The organism is Alteromonas sp. RW2A1 (assembly GCF_001886475.1).
Lineage (GTDB): Bacteria > Pseudomonadota > Gammaproteobacteria > Enterobacterales > Alteromonadaceae > Alteromonas > Alteromonas hispanica.
On record NZ_CP018031.1, the window covers coordinates 2,841,336 to 2,856,563 of the forward strand.

Annotated in this window: 10 protein-coding genes and 5 tRNA genes; 4 read left to right on the forward strand and 11 right to left on the reverse strand. The window is 43.7% G+C overall.

Features of this window, described 5'->3' with window-relative positions; translation table 11 throughout:
• The first annotated feature begins 43 nt into the window (after window positions 1-43).
• On the forward strand, window positions 44-2,569 hold the full coding sequence (locus tag BM528_RS12695) for an excinuclease ABC subunit UvrA (RefSeq protein WP_071980129.1): 2,526 nt from the start codon (window positions 44-46) through the stop codon (window positions 2,567-2,569).
• A 115-nt stretch (window positions 2,570-2,684) separates the two neighbouring features.
• Here the strand turns inward: BM528_RS12695 and BM528_RS12700 are convergent, their stop codons facing one another.
• From BM528_RS12700 to BM528_RS12755, 11 genes are all read right to left on the reverse strand, one after another.
• Complete coding sequence (locus BM528_RS12700) at window positions 2,685-4,577, reverse strand: SurA N-terminal domain-containing protein (RefSeq protein WP_071980130.1); 1,893 nt, start codon at window positions 4,575-4,577, stop codon at window positions 2,685-2,687.
• A gap of 269 nt (window positions 4,578-4,846) precedes the next feature.
• Entirely contained in the window at window positions 4,847-5,119 is a 273-nt protein-coding gene (gene hupB / locus BM528_RS12705) for a nucleoid-associated protein HU-beta (RefSeq protein WP_012518978.1), read from the reverse strand.
• Window positions 5,120-5,426: 307 nt separating this feature from the next.
• Window positions 5,427-7,778 (reverse strand): endopeptidase La, encoded by a 2,352-nt coding sequence (gene lon / locus BM528_RS12710; RefSeq protein ID WP_071980131.1) that lies wholly within the window; start codon window positions 7,776-7,778, stop codon window positions 5,427-5,429.
• A gap of 477 nt (window positions 7,779-8,255) precedes the next feature.
• Window positions 8,256-9,530, reverse strand: coding sequence for an ATP-dependent protease ATP-binding subunit ClpX (gene clpX, locus BM528_RS12715; protein ID WP_071980132.1), 1,275 nt, complete (start codon window positions 9,528-9,530; stop codon window positions 8,256-8,258).
• Between the two features lie 74 nt (window positions 9,531-9,604).
• Window positions 9,605-10,234, reverse strand: a complete 630-nt coding sequence (clpP, locus tag BM528_RS12720; protein WP_071980133.1) for an ATP-dependent Clp endopeptidase proteolytic subunit ClpP — start codon at window positions 10,232-10,234, stop codon at window positions 9,605-9,607.
• Window positions 10,235-10,332: 98 nt separating this feature from the next.
• Window positions 10,333-11,637 carry a trigger factor gene (gene tig, locus BM528_RS12725; RefSeq protein ID WP_071980134.1) on the reverse strand — a complete coding sequence of 435 codons (1,305 nt, stop codon included), beginning with the start codon at window positions 11,635-11,637 and terminating at the stop codon, window positions 10,333-10,335.
• A 369-nt stretch (window positions 11,638-12,006) separates the two neighbouring features.
• A tRNA-Pro gene (locus BM528_RS12735) sits at window positions 12,007-12,083 on the reverse strand.
• Window positions 12,084-12,125: 42 nt separating this feature from the next.
• Window positions 12,126-12,210: transfer RNA gene (locus BM528_RS12740), tRNA-Leu, on the reverse strand.
• 7 nt (window positions 12,211-12,217) lie between these two features.
• Window positions 12,218-12,293 (reverse strand) — tRNA-His (locus tag BM528_RS12745).
• Window positions 12,294-12,382: 89 nt separating this feature from the next.
• Window positions 12,383-12,459: transfer RNA gene (locus BM528_RS12750), tRNA-Arg, on the reverse strand.
• Between the two features lie 48 nt (window positions 12,460-12,507).
• Window positions 12,508-12,584 (reverse strand) — tRNA-Pro (locus BM528_RS12755).
• A 439-nt stretch (window positions 12,585-13,023) separates the two neighbouring features.
• Here BM528_RS12755 and folD point away from each other — a divergent pair.
• The 3 genes from folD to tsaA are packed head-to-tail and all read left to right on the forward strand — an operon-like array spanning window position 13,024 to window position 15,211.
• Window positions 13,024-13,878 (forward strand): bifunctional methylenetetrahydrofolate dehydrogenase/methenyltetrahydrofolate cyclohydrolase FolD, encoded by an 855-nt coding sequence (gene folD / locus BM528_RS12760; protein ID WP_071981308.1) that lies wholly within the window; start codon window positions 13,024-13,026, stop codon window positions 13,876-13,878.
• A gap of 20 nt (window positions 13,879-13,898) precedes the next feature.
• Window positions 13,899-14,498, forward strand: a complete 600-nt coding sequence (locus tag BM528_RS12765) for a DUF1415 domain-containing protein (protein WP_071980136.1) — start codon at window positions 13,899-13,901, stop codon at window positions 14,496-14,498.
• Window positions 14,495-15,211 (forward strand): tRNA (N6-threonylcarbamoyladenosine(37)-N6)-methyltransferase TrmO, encoded by a 717-nt coding sequence (gene tsaA, locus BM528_RS12770; protein ID WP_071980137.1) that lies wholly within the window; start codon window positions 14,495-14,497, stop codon window positions 15,209-15,211. Before BM528_RS12765 ends, tsaA begins: the two co-directional genes overlap by 4 nt.
• Window positions 15,212-15,228: the final 17 nt, after the last annotated feature.

Sequence of the window (15,228 nt, forward strand, 5' to 3'; positions counted from 1 at the left end):
CTTTTTATTTTACTGCAAATCAAGGATGGAACACTTTCACGCTATGACTAGCTCGGTAAATGACAATGTGCAAGTGCGCGGAGCGCGCGTTCACAATTTAAAATCTCTCGACGTTGATATCCCAAGAAACTGTATTGTCGCTTTTACAGGGATATCTGGGTCTGGTAAATCTTCTCTCGCATTTGGGACTCTATTTGCCGAAGCGCAGCATCGTTACCTAGACTCAGTATCACCCTATGCTCGACGACTAATAGATCAGATTGAAAAGCCTGAGGTAGACAGTATTGAGGGTTTACCACCAGCAGTTGGACTTCATCAGCATAGGGGGTCTCCTTCAGTGCGTTCTTCAGTAGGTAGTATCACTACCATATCGAACAGCCTTCGCATGCTATATTCCCGCGCCGGTGAATATCCAGAGGGACAGAACATCATCTATGCAGATGCGTTTTCACCTAATACCGTCGAAGGCGCTTGCGATAAATGCCAAGGCATAGGCAAAGTTTTTGATGTTACCGAAGATAAACTGGTACCAGACCCACACCTCTCTATTCGTGAAGGAGCGATAGCGGCTTGGCCAGGTGCATGGCAGGGTAAAAATTTGGTGAGAGTACTACTATCACTGGATATTGATGTAGACATTCCATGGAATGAACTGTCTGCAGACACGCGTCAGTGGATCTTATTTACCGACGAGTCACCTCAAGTTCCTGTTTATGGAAATTATAACTTGGCGCAAACTCGTCGTGCGCTAAAAGACAACGAACCCGCTAGCTATAAGGGAAAGTTTGTCAGCGCAAAAAGCTATGTGCTTGAAACATTCAAATATTCGCAGAAAGAAAAAATAAAGCAGCGTGTTGCCGAGTATTTGAACGTAGCTACCTGTTCTCGATGCAATGGTAAGAAGCTTAAACAGTCGTCGCTCTCTGTAACGCTTTGTGGCAAAGATATTATTGAGTTTTCACGTCTTTCCCTAAGTGATGTTGCTTCACGACTATCTGACTTGCTCGAAAACGTTGCAAACCAACAAAACGAAAAAGCGAAGGTGTTGAATAATATCGCTAACGATATTCTCGCGCGACTTGCTCCAATTATTGCTCTTGGCCTTGGCTATCTCTCTTTAGAACGAAGCACAACTACAGTGTCTGCCGGTGAACTTCAGCGTTTGCGTTTAGCCACACAAATTAAATCTAAACTTTTCGGCGTTGTGTACATTATGGATGAGCCGTCTTCGGGCCTACATCCAAACGACATTGATGCGCTTTTAACGGCTTTTGATGAACTTGTTAGTGCCGGTAATACTGTATTTCTGGTAGAGCATAACGTACGTGTAATAAAGCATGCAGATTGGGTGGTAGATGTGGGCCCTAAAGCTGGAGACGGTGGAGGCCAAGTCGTATTTAACGGCCCAGCAGAAAAGTTAAAAAACGCAACTGAGTCAGAAACATCGCAATTCTTATTTAATAACGCCCTCAGCCTTCCCCGCTTCAATCGCAAACCTACGGGCTGGCTTTCGTTAAAGAATATCTACAAAAATAACTTAAAAGGTTTGGACTGCAAGTTCCCCCTTGGCACGATAACAACAGTAACTGGGTTGTCTGGCTCGGGTAAATCGAGTTTAGTCAGTCACGCCCTAGTTGAATTAATTAAACAGGCGCTTGAAAGCGCTGGCAAAGGTAAGAGCACCGATCGGAGTTTAGATAAAAACTCGCATTTAGACGTTGATGAAACAGCACTTTTAAACAGTGACAAAGACGAGCCTGCTAGTGGACACATAGCAGGTGGCTTGGAGCAGGTAAAACGTCTGGTCGTAGTAAACCAAGCTCCTATCGGCAGAACGCCTCGCTCTAACTTGGCAACATACACAGGTCTTTTCGACCACGTGAGAAAACTATTCGCCGCTACCGCTTCTGCAAAACAGTTGGGCTATAACGCTGGCCGCTTTTCATTTAACACCACTAAGGGTAGATGCGAGAATTGTGAAGGTGTTGGCTTTGTCTCAGTAGAGCTTCTGTTTATGCCAAGCGTTTACTCCCCCTGCCCAGTTTGTCATACAAAACGATACGACGAAGATACGTTATCAGTAACATGGAATGGCCTTTCCATTGCCGATGTTTTATCACTGAGTGTGGCAGAGGCGCACGAGATATTTGCCGACGAAGCACCTATTTGTCGGGCACTAGAGGCATTGCAGCAAGTTGGGCTAGGTTATTTACGGTTAGGTCAACCTGCAACCGAGCTATCTGGTGGCGAAGCCCAGAGAATAAAATTAGCAACCGAATTAAAACGGGTTGAAAAGAAGAACACGCTTTATGTCCTTGATGAGCCTACCACAGGACTGCATCCAGCTGACATAAGCTTGTTAATGGCACATTTGAATACCTTGGTCGATGAAGGCAGCAGCGTAGTTATGGTAGAGCATAATATGCAGGTAGCGTTTGCTAGCGACTACATTATAGATATTGGCCCGGGTGCAGGAGTAGAAGGTGGTGACGTTGTGGCACAAGGAACACCTCAAGAAGTATTAGCAAACAAAAAAAGTAAAACTGCTCCCTTTTTAAACGTCCAATAAAAAAGGCACCTTTCGGTGCCCTCTTGTTTCTATTCGATGCGCTTTGTACTATGAAGCTCTTTTTACTATGGCGCTCTTTTTACTATTACGCTTTGCGCAGAATAGAACAGCGCGCTTATATGCTTTCAGCGACAGTAACTTCAGCCTGTGAGCGAAGCGCTTCTATATACTGCTCGTACATACGCTGTCCATTCATTTGGCCTAAACGCTCTTTTAAGCTATTGCCTAGTTCAGCTTCTAAAACTGGTGCATCGTTAACGCCTTCAAGCTGAACCACAGCTACATCGCCATTTACTGTTGTTGCAACATCGATATTACCATCACCCTCTGGCGCTAGCGTAAACAATGTCTCTACAACAGCAGGTGCCAAGTTATTACTATTTCTGGCTACAGCTTGTGCGGTTTCCCAAGATACCGACTTTTCAGAAAATAACGATGATACATCATCACCCGCACGAACCTTACTCGCTACGTCTCTTGCCCATGCCTCCGCTGCTTCTTGCGCTTTTGTTGCTTTTACAGAAGCTTCAATACTTTCTTTAACCTCATCAAGAGACTGTGTGCGTTGAGGCTCGTGTTCGATTACACGAACGGCAACAATATTTTCATCATCTATTTCAATGATGTCACTATTTACACGTTCATCTATTAGCTCTGGAGAGAAAACAACCTCTAATACTGCCGGCGAGTTAACACTCTCTGGCGCAGAAGTGCGGCTAAACATAGTGGTTTCCTGAACAGGAAGGTTTACAGCATTGGCTGCATCTTCTAACGTATCTGGCACCTCAAACGCAATCTCAGCTAATGTGTTTTGAAGCTCGAAATACTTTTCCATTGCTTGGTCGTAAAGCAATGAATCTCGGATGTCATCAGCAACTTCTTCGAAAGACTTTGTTTGAGCTTCATTGATGTCGGTTAGCTTAATAATGTGAAAACCAAAATCGGTCTCAACAATATCAGAGATATCACCTACGCTTTCTAATGAAAAAGCGGCTTCATCAAACGCTGCATCCATCATTTCAGGCGTTATAAAATCAAGATCACCACCGTTTTCTGCAGAAAAAGTATCATCTGAGTTTTCTGACGCCAAAGTGGCAAAATCAGCACCGTTATCGAGCTGTGCTTTCAGCGCTTCAATCTCTGCTCTTGCGGCATCAACATCATCACCTGACTCAATTAGGATATGTGATACACGACGTTCTTCTTCTTTTCCGTAGCTCGCTAAGTTATTCTCATAGTAAGTGCGCACTGCATCTTCATCAACAGATACTCTGCTCTTAAGGTCTTCTACGCTCAACTTCACGTAAGCTAACTTTACTTTCTCTTCTGTATCAAAAGAGGCAATATTGTTGTTGTAGAAGGCATCGATGTCTTCTTCGCTCACTTCTACGCTATCAGCAAAAGCATCAGCACTTACAACTGCATATTTTGCATCACGAGTTTGACGTTGTAATGTATTTGCTAGCTCTACTTCGCTGTCCAGAGAGAACGCAGACGTTGTTAACGCCGCGGCTAACTGATTTTGCGTCATTTGAATACGAAGATAATTGCGAAAGTCCGTGGGGCTAAACCCATTTTGACGGAGAATAGTTTGAAAGCGTTCATTATCAAATTGACCACCAAACTGAAATTCAGGCATTTGAACAATCGTTTCTCTAATTTGCTCGTCACTAACACGTAGGCCCAGTTCCGTCGCCTGCTGCTGTATAAGCTTCTCAGCAATTAGACGATCTAAAGCGTTACGGCGGAAGTTAGCCAAGTACTCTTCACTTGAGAAAAGCTGAGCGACACTCTCGCCAAACTGCGACTCCATTTGTGCCCGCTGGTTTTGATAGGCACGGTCTAGCTCTTGGGCCGATATTTCTTCGCCATTTACTGTGGCCACCGCTGAGGTGCCTGGTGATGTAAGGTAGCTACCCACACCCGCAAATACGAAACTCAAAACGATTAGCGCAATGATTGCCATCGCCCATGGGCCTTGAGAACCTTCTCTGATTCTTTCTAGCATGATTATTCTTCAACTCCGTTGCTTACTACTGATACCCGATTAACTCTTTAAGCTAGTTATGAGAAAGATTAACCGATGGTAAATAAGCGATGATTATAACCTAATGCCGATGAAGATAAACGACCTAAAACAACTAATCTGTGTGTTCCGAAGACAGTTTTATCACGTTTACCGGAAAGCAAACCTATTCGCGGCGGGGTTATTGATTATGTTACTGACAAATAAAAAAGGCGATGGACCAGCCATCGCCTTTTTCTATATTTTTTAACTTAGTTACAAGCGTCTTTCAGAGCTTTACCGGCTTTGAAAGATGGAACTTTCGCAGCTGAAATCTGAATAGTCTCACCAGTTTGTGGGTTACGGCCACTGCGAGCTGAACGTTCGCGAACTGAGAAAGTACCAAAGCCTACTAGTGCTACTTGGTCGCCGTCTTTAAGCGCGGCTGTTACTGAGTCAGTGAATGCGTCAAGCGCGCGCCCAGCAGCTGCTTTAGAAATATCTGCACCAGCAGCGATTTGGTCGATAAGTTGAGACTTGTTCACTATTATGATCCCCTTCGATTGTTATTATACTGTTTGTCCAAAATTATGATTGGACGTTATAACAAGCTTGATTGTTAACATCAAGCATCTGTCACAATTAATTAACTTTTAAAATTAACCGCTGCAATCCCTTTTGTGGCAAGGCTTCAAGCGATAACCATTTTAAGGTAACACAACTTTTCAGTCTTGAAAGCCCTAATTTGGAAAAAATCAGCAATTCTTTAATTTTACGTACATTTTTTAATCAAAAATTGAAAATAATCGGCTGCACCCCTTTAAAATCAAGCATTGCAGCCAACTAGTTTTGCTATTTATTCACCACTTCAAAGCTTTCTACCGGCTCCTGAAGTGCAATATCTAACACATCATCAATCCACTGTACTGGGTGAATAGACAAATCTTTTTTCACGTTATCTGGAATTTCTTCTAGATCGCGCTCGTTATCTTTTGGAATAACGACGGTTTTTATACCACCTCGGTGAGCCGCTAAAAGCTTCTCTTTTAGACCGCCTATGGCCAATACTTCGCCACGCAATGTAATCTCACCAGTCATGGCTACATCACACTTCACAGGGTTACCTGTAAGAGAAGACACTAACGCGGTGCACATGGCAATACCGGCACTTGGTCCATCTTTTGGCGTTGCCCCTTCTGGAACATGCACATGAATATCGCGTTTTTCGTAAAAGTCGCTGTTAATGCGCAGTTTATCAGCACGACTCCTCACAACTGTCATAGCCGCTTTGATAGACTCCTGCATAACATCGCCAAGGGAACCGGTGGAGGTCATTTTACCTTTACCAGGTACCGATGTTGTCTCGATTGTCAGTAAGTCACCACCTACTTGCGTCCACGCCAAACCGGTAACCTGACCAATTTGGTTGTCTTTATCCGCTTTGCCATAGTCGAAGCGCTGTACGCCAAGATAATCTTTTAAGTTATCTTGAGTAACCGATACCTTGCCTTTGCTCTTCTTGAGTAGGATATCTTTAACCGCCTTACGACAGACTTTAGAAACTTCTCTTTCAAGGCTACGAACCCCGGCTTCCCGAGTGTAATAACGAATCATACCAATCACTGCCGAATCGGTAATTTCTAGTTCTTTCGCCTTTAAGCCATTGCGCTCCATTTGCTTACCTATAAGGTGGTTTTTCGCAATGTTAAGCTTCTCATCTTCGGTATAACCAGACAGACGAATAACTTCCATACGATCTAATAATGGACCGGGAATATTCATACTGTTTGATGTTGCCACGAACATAACGTCTGAAAGGTCGTAGTCTACTTCTAAATAATGATCGCTAAAGCTGTTGTTCTGCTCTGGGTCGAGTACTTCTAAAAGCGCTGAGGCGGGGTCACCGCGCATATCCGACGAAATCTTATCAATTTCATCTAGCAAGAATAATGGGTTTTTCACCCCGACTTTTGCCATTTTTTGCACTAGTTTACCAGGTAACGAACCTATGTAAGTGCGGCGGTGACCGCGAATTTCAGCTTCGTCTCTCACGCCACCTAAGGCCATGCGAACATACTTTCTGCCAGTCGCTTTCGCAACAGATTGCCCAAGGGAGGTTTTACCTACACCAGGAGGACCAACAAGGCACAAAATAGGCCCTTTCAGTTTTTTCACGCGCTGCTGAACGGCGAGATACTCAAGAATGCGCTCTTTAACTTTTTCCAACCCGTAGTGATCTTCATTAAGAACACTTTCCGCTCTCGCTAAGTCTTTCTTCACAGGCGAGCGTTTATTCCACGGCACATTGGTAAGCCACTCGATATAGCTACGCAGCACAGTAGCCTCAGCAGACATTGGAGACATCATCTTCAATTTTTGAAGCTCAGCCTTGGCCTTGTCTTCCGCCTCTTTTGGCATCTTCGCGTCGGCAATCTTTTTAGCTAGCGTCTCAAATTCGTCTGGAGCATCGTCAAGCTCGCCAAGTTCCTTTTGAATGGCTTTCATTTGCTCATTCAAATAGTACTCACGCTGGCTCTTTTCCATTTGCTTTTTAACGCGTGTGCGAATTTTCTTCTCTACCTGCAGCAGATCGATTTCGCCTTCCATCAACGCCATTAAGTATTCAAGGCGCTCGTTAACGCCCTGCATCTCTAAGACCTTTTGCTTTTCAGCAAGCTTGAGCGGCATATGCGCAGCCATGGTGTCAGCTAGCCTAGCAGCGTCTTCAATCCCAGTTAGCGAAGTAAGAACCTCTGGTGGAATTTTTTTGTTAAGCTTTACATAACCTTCAAACTGAGACACAGCAGAGCGAATAAGTACTTCTTGCTCACTTTCTTCAATGCTCTCATCATCAAGCTGATCTACATTGGCAACAAAGTACGGCTCTGATTGCTTATAGCTTTCGATTTGGCCGCGTACGCTTCCCTCAACCAGCACTTTTACTGTGCCATCAGGCAATTTCAATAGCTGCAGTATGGTTGCTATCGTACCAACGGTATAAATATCATCAGACTCGGGCTCATCTACGCCAGCGTCTTTTTGTGCTACTAAGAAAATTTGTTTGTCGTTCTCCATTGCCGCTTCTAGGCAACGGATAGATTTTTCACGCCCTACAAAAAGGGGTATGACCATATGCGGGTATACGACCACGTCCCGCAGGGCAAGCACAGGAATTTCAATGCGATTTTCACGCTCAACTGTCATACTTGTTCTCAATTAGTTTTCCGATGTCGTTTTATATGGGGATGTAAGGGCAAAGTTCAATCAAAACTTATTAAAGTGCGTTAATTCCCTACACCCTACTCTCAAATGTCTCTTTTCGGGACATTCTTACTACGTGAACTATACGAAACCGATACAAATATTATTGATATCGAAGCACTTTAAATCGCAATTTTTAGATGTTCACCTGACAACCATTATCGATTTTTGCGCTGATGGCAACCGTTTGATAGTAAATCTAGAATAAAGGATAGTTTTTTAGGGCGCATTCGCTTAAATAACGACCAAAAATAGGATTTGTTTGCGTCAAAGACTTATTCACGATGCCGCACATCTATAGCAACACATACGCTTTAAAAGCAAAAAAGGCCCCGAAGGACCTTTTTAAATAATCAAACCAGTAAAACACTCTCTAGGTTGATTGATTCTGTTTGCGACAATATTTGCGTGTTAAAGCAATTATTCAGACGCCGCTTTTTTCTCATTACTGTCGTAAATCAAAATAGGCTTAGACTCGCCGCGAATAACGGTTTCGTCAATTACCACCTTACTCACATCTTCCGTAGAAGGTAGGTCGTACATTGTCTCTAGCAACACTGCCTCAACGATTGAGCGAAGACCACGAGCTCCAGTTTTGCGCTCCATTGCTTTTTTTGCAATCGCATTAAGCGCATCTTCACGGAATTCAAGCTCAACATCTTCCATAGAGAATAGCGCACCGTACTGCTTAGTAATCGCATTTTTTGGCTCGCGAAGAATCTGTATAAGCGCTTCTTCGTTAAGCTCTTCTAAGCTGGTTACAACCGGTAGACGACCAATAAACTCTGGAATAAGGCCATATTTAACCAAATCTTCTGGCTCAACTTGCTTAAACAACTCACTAATTTGCTTACCGTTTTCTTTAGATTTGACCGTTGCGCCAAAACCAATGCCGGTGTCCTTCTGAGCACGTTGCTCGATAACTTTATCAAGCCCAGCAAATGCACCGCCACAAATAAACAGGATCTTCGACGTATCAACCTGCAAGAACTCTTGCTGAGGATGCTTGCGGCCACCTTGAGGAGGAACAGACGCTACTGTGCCTTCAATAAGTTTAAGCAAGGCCTGTTGTACACCCTCGCCCGACACATCACGAGTTATAGACGGGTTGTCTGACTTGCGTGAAATTTTATCGATTTCATCAATATAGACAATACCACGCTGCGCTTTCTCTACGTCGTAATCACATTTCTGAAGGAGCTTCTGAATAATGTTTTCAACATCTTCACCTACGTAGCCCGCCTCAGTTAACGTTGTGGCATCGGCCATGGTAAACGGCACATCCAATAGCCTAGCAAGCGTTTCTGCTAGAAGCGTTTTACCACTCCCTGTAGGCCCTATAAGAAGAATGTTACTTTTACCAAGCTCTACACCGTCGTGAACGTCGCCGTTGCGCAAACGCTTGTAGTGGTTGTAAACCGCAACAGAGAGCACTTTTTTAGCGTGATCTTGCCCTATGACATAATCATTTAAATGCTCGTGAATTTCTGCTGGTTTAGGTAAAGCATCCTGCTTTTGCTTAGGCGCAATTTCCTTTATTTCTTCGCGAATGATATCGTTACATAACTCAACACACTCGTCGCAAATGAATACGGACGGCCCTGCTATCAGCTTTCTCACTTCATGCTGGCTTTTGCCACAAAATGAGCAGTACAGTAGCTTGTTATCGCCGTCACCGCTTTGCTTATCACTCATTACTTTTGCCTCTGCCTTGCCTGAGCCTTAGACCAAATCACACATAATGTTGGCTCAGATTTACTATAACTATACTACTTTGTTGCAGCAACGTCAGAACGGTTTGCTAAAACTTGGTCAACAAGTCCATATTCTTTCGCATCGGACGCATTTAAGAAGTTATCGCGATCCGTATCTTTAGCTACTTTCTCGTAGTCTTGGCCGGTGTGCTCAGCCATTAGGCGATTCAATTTCTCTTTAATGTAGAGTATTTCTTTCGCATGTATTTCAAAATCTGACGCTTGGCCCTGGAAGCCGCCAAGTGGTTGGTGAATCATAACGCGAGAATTTGGTAGGCAATAACGCTTCCCTTTAGCACCTGCAGATAGCAGGAACGCGCCCATACTTGCCGCTTGCCCCATACATACAGTGCTTACGTCAGGTTTGATAAAATTCATTGTATCGTAGATTGCCATACCGGCTGACACCGATCCGCCTGGCGAGTTGATATAAAGGAAAATGTCTTTTTCTGGATTTTCCGCTTCTAAGAACAACATTTGCGCAACGATGAGGTTGGCCATGTGATCTTCAACTTGCCCCACTAAGAAAATAACGTTTTCTTTTAATAGGCGAGAATAAATGTCGTAAGAGCGTTCACCTTTAGAGGTCTGCTCTACTACCATTGGAACAAGTGCATTCATAGGGTCAAACGGAGTGTTAGTCATAACTACCTTTATTATCTAGCGTTAAAAACAAAAATGCTCGGAAGGCTCCGAGCATTTAAGCAGTTGCTGACAAGTAATGTCAATCAGACAGTAAAAAATTACGCCTGTTTGTTCATTACCTCGTCAAAAGCTTTTGTTACTTCAGTAACATTCGCTTGCTCAAGAACCCACTCGATAGCTTGCTCTTCAAGCGCAACGTTTTGCATTTGCTGCATTAGCTCTTGGTTGTTGTTGTAGTACTCTACAACTTCACTTGGATCTTCGTACGCTGAAGCCGCAGTTTCGATCATCTCTTTAACGCGTTCTTCGTCTGCTTTAAGCTCGTTTTGCTTAATAACTTCACCAAGTAAAAGACCAATAGATACACGACGCTTTGCGTTGTCAGTAAACAATTCTGCAGGCAGGTCTGGTAAATTCTGACCACCGCCTTGCTGACTAAAACGCTGTTTTGCCTGTTCGCGAAGTATATCAACCTCTTGGTCGATAAGTGCTTGAGGAACTTCAATTTCGTTGGCTTCAACAAGCTTAGAAATAACGTCCTCTTTCACTTTGGCTTTCAAGGTTTGGTCTAGTTCGCGCTGCATATTCTTGCGCACTTCAGCTTTAAGTGCGTCAACACCGCCTTCCTCTACACCAAACAGTGTTGCAAACTCTTCGTCTACTTTAGGAAGAGATTGACCTTCAACTTTCTTCACTGTTGCTTGGAATACCGCGTCTTTACCTTTAAGGTTTTCAGCGTGGTAGTCTTCAGGGAAAGTCACTTCAATAGTTACTTCTTCACCTGCTTTAGCACCAACAAGTGGCTTTTCAAAGCCAGGAATCATTCGGCCTTGACCTAATTCTAGTGCGAAGTCTTCAGCTTTTCCGCCTTCAAACTCTTCGCCGTCAATGGTGCCAACAAAGTCGATAACAACTTTATCGTCTTTCTTCGCTTTGCGCTTAACTTCTTTCCAAGTAGCGTGCTGCTTTTGAAGCGTTTCCATCATGTTATCAAGATCTTCGTCAGTAATCTCAACTACTGGCTTTTCAATCTCAATATCACCTAAACCTTTAACTTCCACTTCAGGATAAACTTCGAAAGACGCCGTGAACTCAAGGTCCTTGCCATCTTCGTCTGTGGTCAAATCGAACTTCGGCATACCAGCAGGTTGAATCTTCTCTTGAATTACTGCTTGGTAGAAGTTTTGCTGCATAACATCGCCAGATACTTCTTGACGAACTGCTTGGCCGAAACGTTTTTTGATTACGCTTACTGGCACTTTTCCTGGGCGGAAGCCGTTGATGCGCTGTGTTTTCGCCAACTGTTGTAGGCGTGATTTAACTGCTGAATCAACCGCGTCAGCTGGAACGGTGATAGTAAGACGGCGTTCTAAACCCTGGGTCGTCTCGACTGAAACTTGCATTATATTACCTCAACTATACGCCTTTTAAGGCGTTTTGTTCTCAATCCCCTCACCCGCCATGCTTTTAGGCACATCACTCGGGGAAGAGGTCGTTAAAATTCGTTTATGGTTTCAAAGTGGTGAGAATTCAAGTGTAGAAACAGAATTCATATATAAAAACACACAATTTGAAATAAACGCATTGGTTAAAAAAAGACGCGGTAGTATACAGCCGCACACGATGAGAGTCGAGAGGGAAACACAAGTTTGTAGCGCCGATCTGTTTAGATAACCCACAGGTAGTGGAATTATTGCATCAAAACAGAAAGTTTTGGCTCGTCTGCCAGACTAGCGAATATGCTGAAATTTGAAAATATAGGGAAAAAGCAGTGGTCGGTGAGACAGGATTTGAACCTGCGACCCCTTGTACCCAAAACAAGTGCGCTACCAAGCTGCGCCACTCACCGACTGTAAATGCTGAAAGAGCTTTTGAAAGAAGCTTGAAACTATGGTGCGGAAGGAGAGACTTGAACTCTCACGCCGTGAAGCACTGGAACCTAAATCCAGCGTGTCTACCAATTCCACCACTCCCGCGAAAAAGTGGGGTGGACGATGGGACTTGAACCCACGACAACCGGAATCACAATCCGGGGCTCTACCAACTGAGCTACGCCCACCACTGAGGTGTTTGCTAGTTTACATGCGAATTGATAAACATGTAAACGTAAAGATTCTGCCAATTTAGTCAGGACCTACCTGACCCGCATGGCGCGCCCGGCAGGATTCGAACCTGCGACCCACGGCTTAGAAGGCCGTTGCTCTATCCAGCTGAGCTACGGGCGCTCGACGAATCTTATTGCAAGTTTTCTTACAAAGGTTATTGCAAGAAAATGGTCGGTGAGACAGGATTTGAACCTGCGACCCCTTGTACCCAAAACAAGTGCGCTACCAAGCTGCGCCACTCACCGACTGTGTAACTGCTTTCGAAGCGTTTTGCCTCTGTGCCGTTACGGGGTGCGAATATTACTGACTTGCCCCCACCTCGTCAAACACTTTTTTAAATAAAAAAAACAACCGCTCACAAAGCGCGCATTATTGTGTTTTTTTGAACAAAAAGAGTGCTTTTTAGCCAGAGCGAAAGATATTTTCTCGTTTAATTGTCCAAATTTAGACTGTTAGCCGAAAACTAAATTATTCACAAAAACTAAGGTGAATTAATCTTTCCTCTAAGTTTAGCCAAAAAATTTGTACAACAAAGCTCAAAACGCACTTATATCAACTGAAATTTTGTTCTCCAACGTATTTCAATGTAGAAAAACATCTCACTCAGAACACTTTCCTCTGGTTTCAGTTACCCGTTTTGTGAAACAATAAAGGTCAATCATTAATGACTTTATGACTGAAAATATGACCGCTCACCTTATTGACGGCAAATTAATTGCCAAACAAGTTCGCCAACATGTAGCTTCTTACGTCACCTCCTTAACACAAGCTAAAAAACGCCAGCCGGGTCTTGCGGTGGTATTGGTAGGTAGCGATGCGGCTTCACAAGTATATGTTTCGAATAAGCGTAAAGCGTGTGAAGAAGTCGGTTTCGTGTCTCGCTCTTTTGATCTCCCCTCAGATACGTCGGAAGAAACGCTGCTTAAATTGGTAGATGAACTTAACGATGATAAAGAGATAGACGGTATTTTAGTTCAGCTTCCGCTTCCTGCAGGACTTAACGCCGAACGAGTACTAGAGCGTATTCACCCTCATAAAGACGTGGACGGGTTTCACCCATACAATATCGGTCGTTTAGCTCAACGTATTCCAGCGCTTCGCCCTTGTACGCCAAAGGGCATTATGACGATGATTGAGTCGACTAAACGCCCGGTAAAAGGTTTAGACGCCGTTATTGTTGGCGCATCGAATATTGTTGGTCGCCCAATGAGCCTAGAACTATTATTAGCGGGCTGTACGGTAACAACGTGTCATAAGTTTACTCAAGATTTAAAGAGCCATGTTCAACGTGCAGACCTTCTTGTTGTTGCGGTAGGTAAACCTAACTTTATCCCAGGTGACTGGATTAAGCCTGGTGCCATTGTTATCGATGTGGGTATTAATCGAGTAAGTGATGGTTCGTTAGTCGGCGATGTCGAATTTGATAAAGCGAAAGAGCGTGCGGGTTGGATAACGCCGGTTCCGGGGGGCGTCGGCCCTATGACAGTAGCAAGTCTTATCGAAAACACGTTAGAAGCTTACGTTAAGTATCATTCGTAAAAAATGGCAACTAATCGGTTATGAACTTGCCTTCACTCAACGCCCAAGCAGAACAAAATCCCCATTTCATTGAGGCAACAATGAAATGGGTAGATGACATTGTGATTCGCCACAACTTTTGCCCGTTTGCTTCTTATGTGAGAACTCCTAACCAGATTCATTGCAGCGCAATAGCAGGCAATACAGGAGATGTATTAGAGGCGCTTTACGATGAGTTATCTCGGCTGGAAAAAGACAACAATGTTGCGACCACATTAATGGTTCTGTCTAATAGTGTTTTTGCTGATTTTGATGAGTATTTAGATGTGCTCGCTATTGCTGAAGCCATGCTAAACGACTGGGGTTTTTCGAGTAAATATCAGCTTGCCAGTTTTCACCCTCATTATATGTTTGAAGGCAGCGATACGGACGCGCCTGAAAATTTCACTAACCGCTCACCCTACCCTATTTTGCATATCATTAGAGAGCGTGACATTTCTCGTTTTATGAAAAACGAAAGTGACGCAGAAAAAATTTATACCCACAATATCGCAAAAGCAAAAGAGCTTGGATGCCCATACTTTCTTGAAGCGCTGTCAAAAATAAAAGCAGATAACACAGTAAAAGACTGCGAAAAATGACGGCAGAAAACACGTTTACGATTCAAAAAATCGCCACTATTTCCACGCCGTTTAACCAAAAGTTTGGAATACCGCGACAGCCCAACTTAAGTGTAGCGAAAGGAATTATTACCTTTGAGGACACCTTTGATGATGCGAATATGCTGAAAGGCATCGATAGCTATAGTCACCTCTGGTTACTTTTTATCTTTCATCAAACAATAGACAGAGGCTGGAAAAGCACGGTTAAAGCGCCTCGTTTAGGCGGCAACTCAACCATGGGCGTTTTTGCCAGCCGCAGTACCCACAGACCCAATGCTATAGGCATGTCTGTTGTAAAAAATAAGGGCCTGCATCCCATAAATGGGAAAAAAAGGCTCATGGTTGAGGGAGTAGACCTTGTTAATGGTACTCCCCTGGTTGATATAAAACCTTATCTTCATTATGCAGACAGTGTAGATTCCGCTACCGATAGCCTTAACCAACTTCGACCTATACCTCAACGAGAGGTGATTTTTGAGAATAATGTAAAGCCTCAACTTACAGAGATAAGTCGCCGCCACCGTGACTTTACACAATTAGTATGTGAAGTATTGGCGCAAGACCCACGCCCAGCCTACAAACAACCTCTAGATAACGACGACAAAACCTACAAAGTCTCGCTATACAACTTCGATATTAGTTTTATTGTAAAAGAAGGCATTGTTGTGGTTACGCAAATTGTTGCGCTATGAAAATTTTCGAGAAAGTA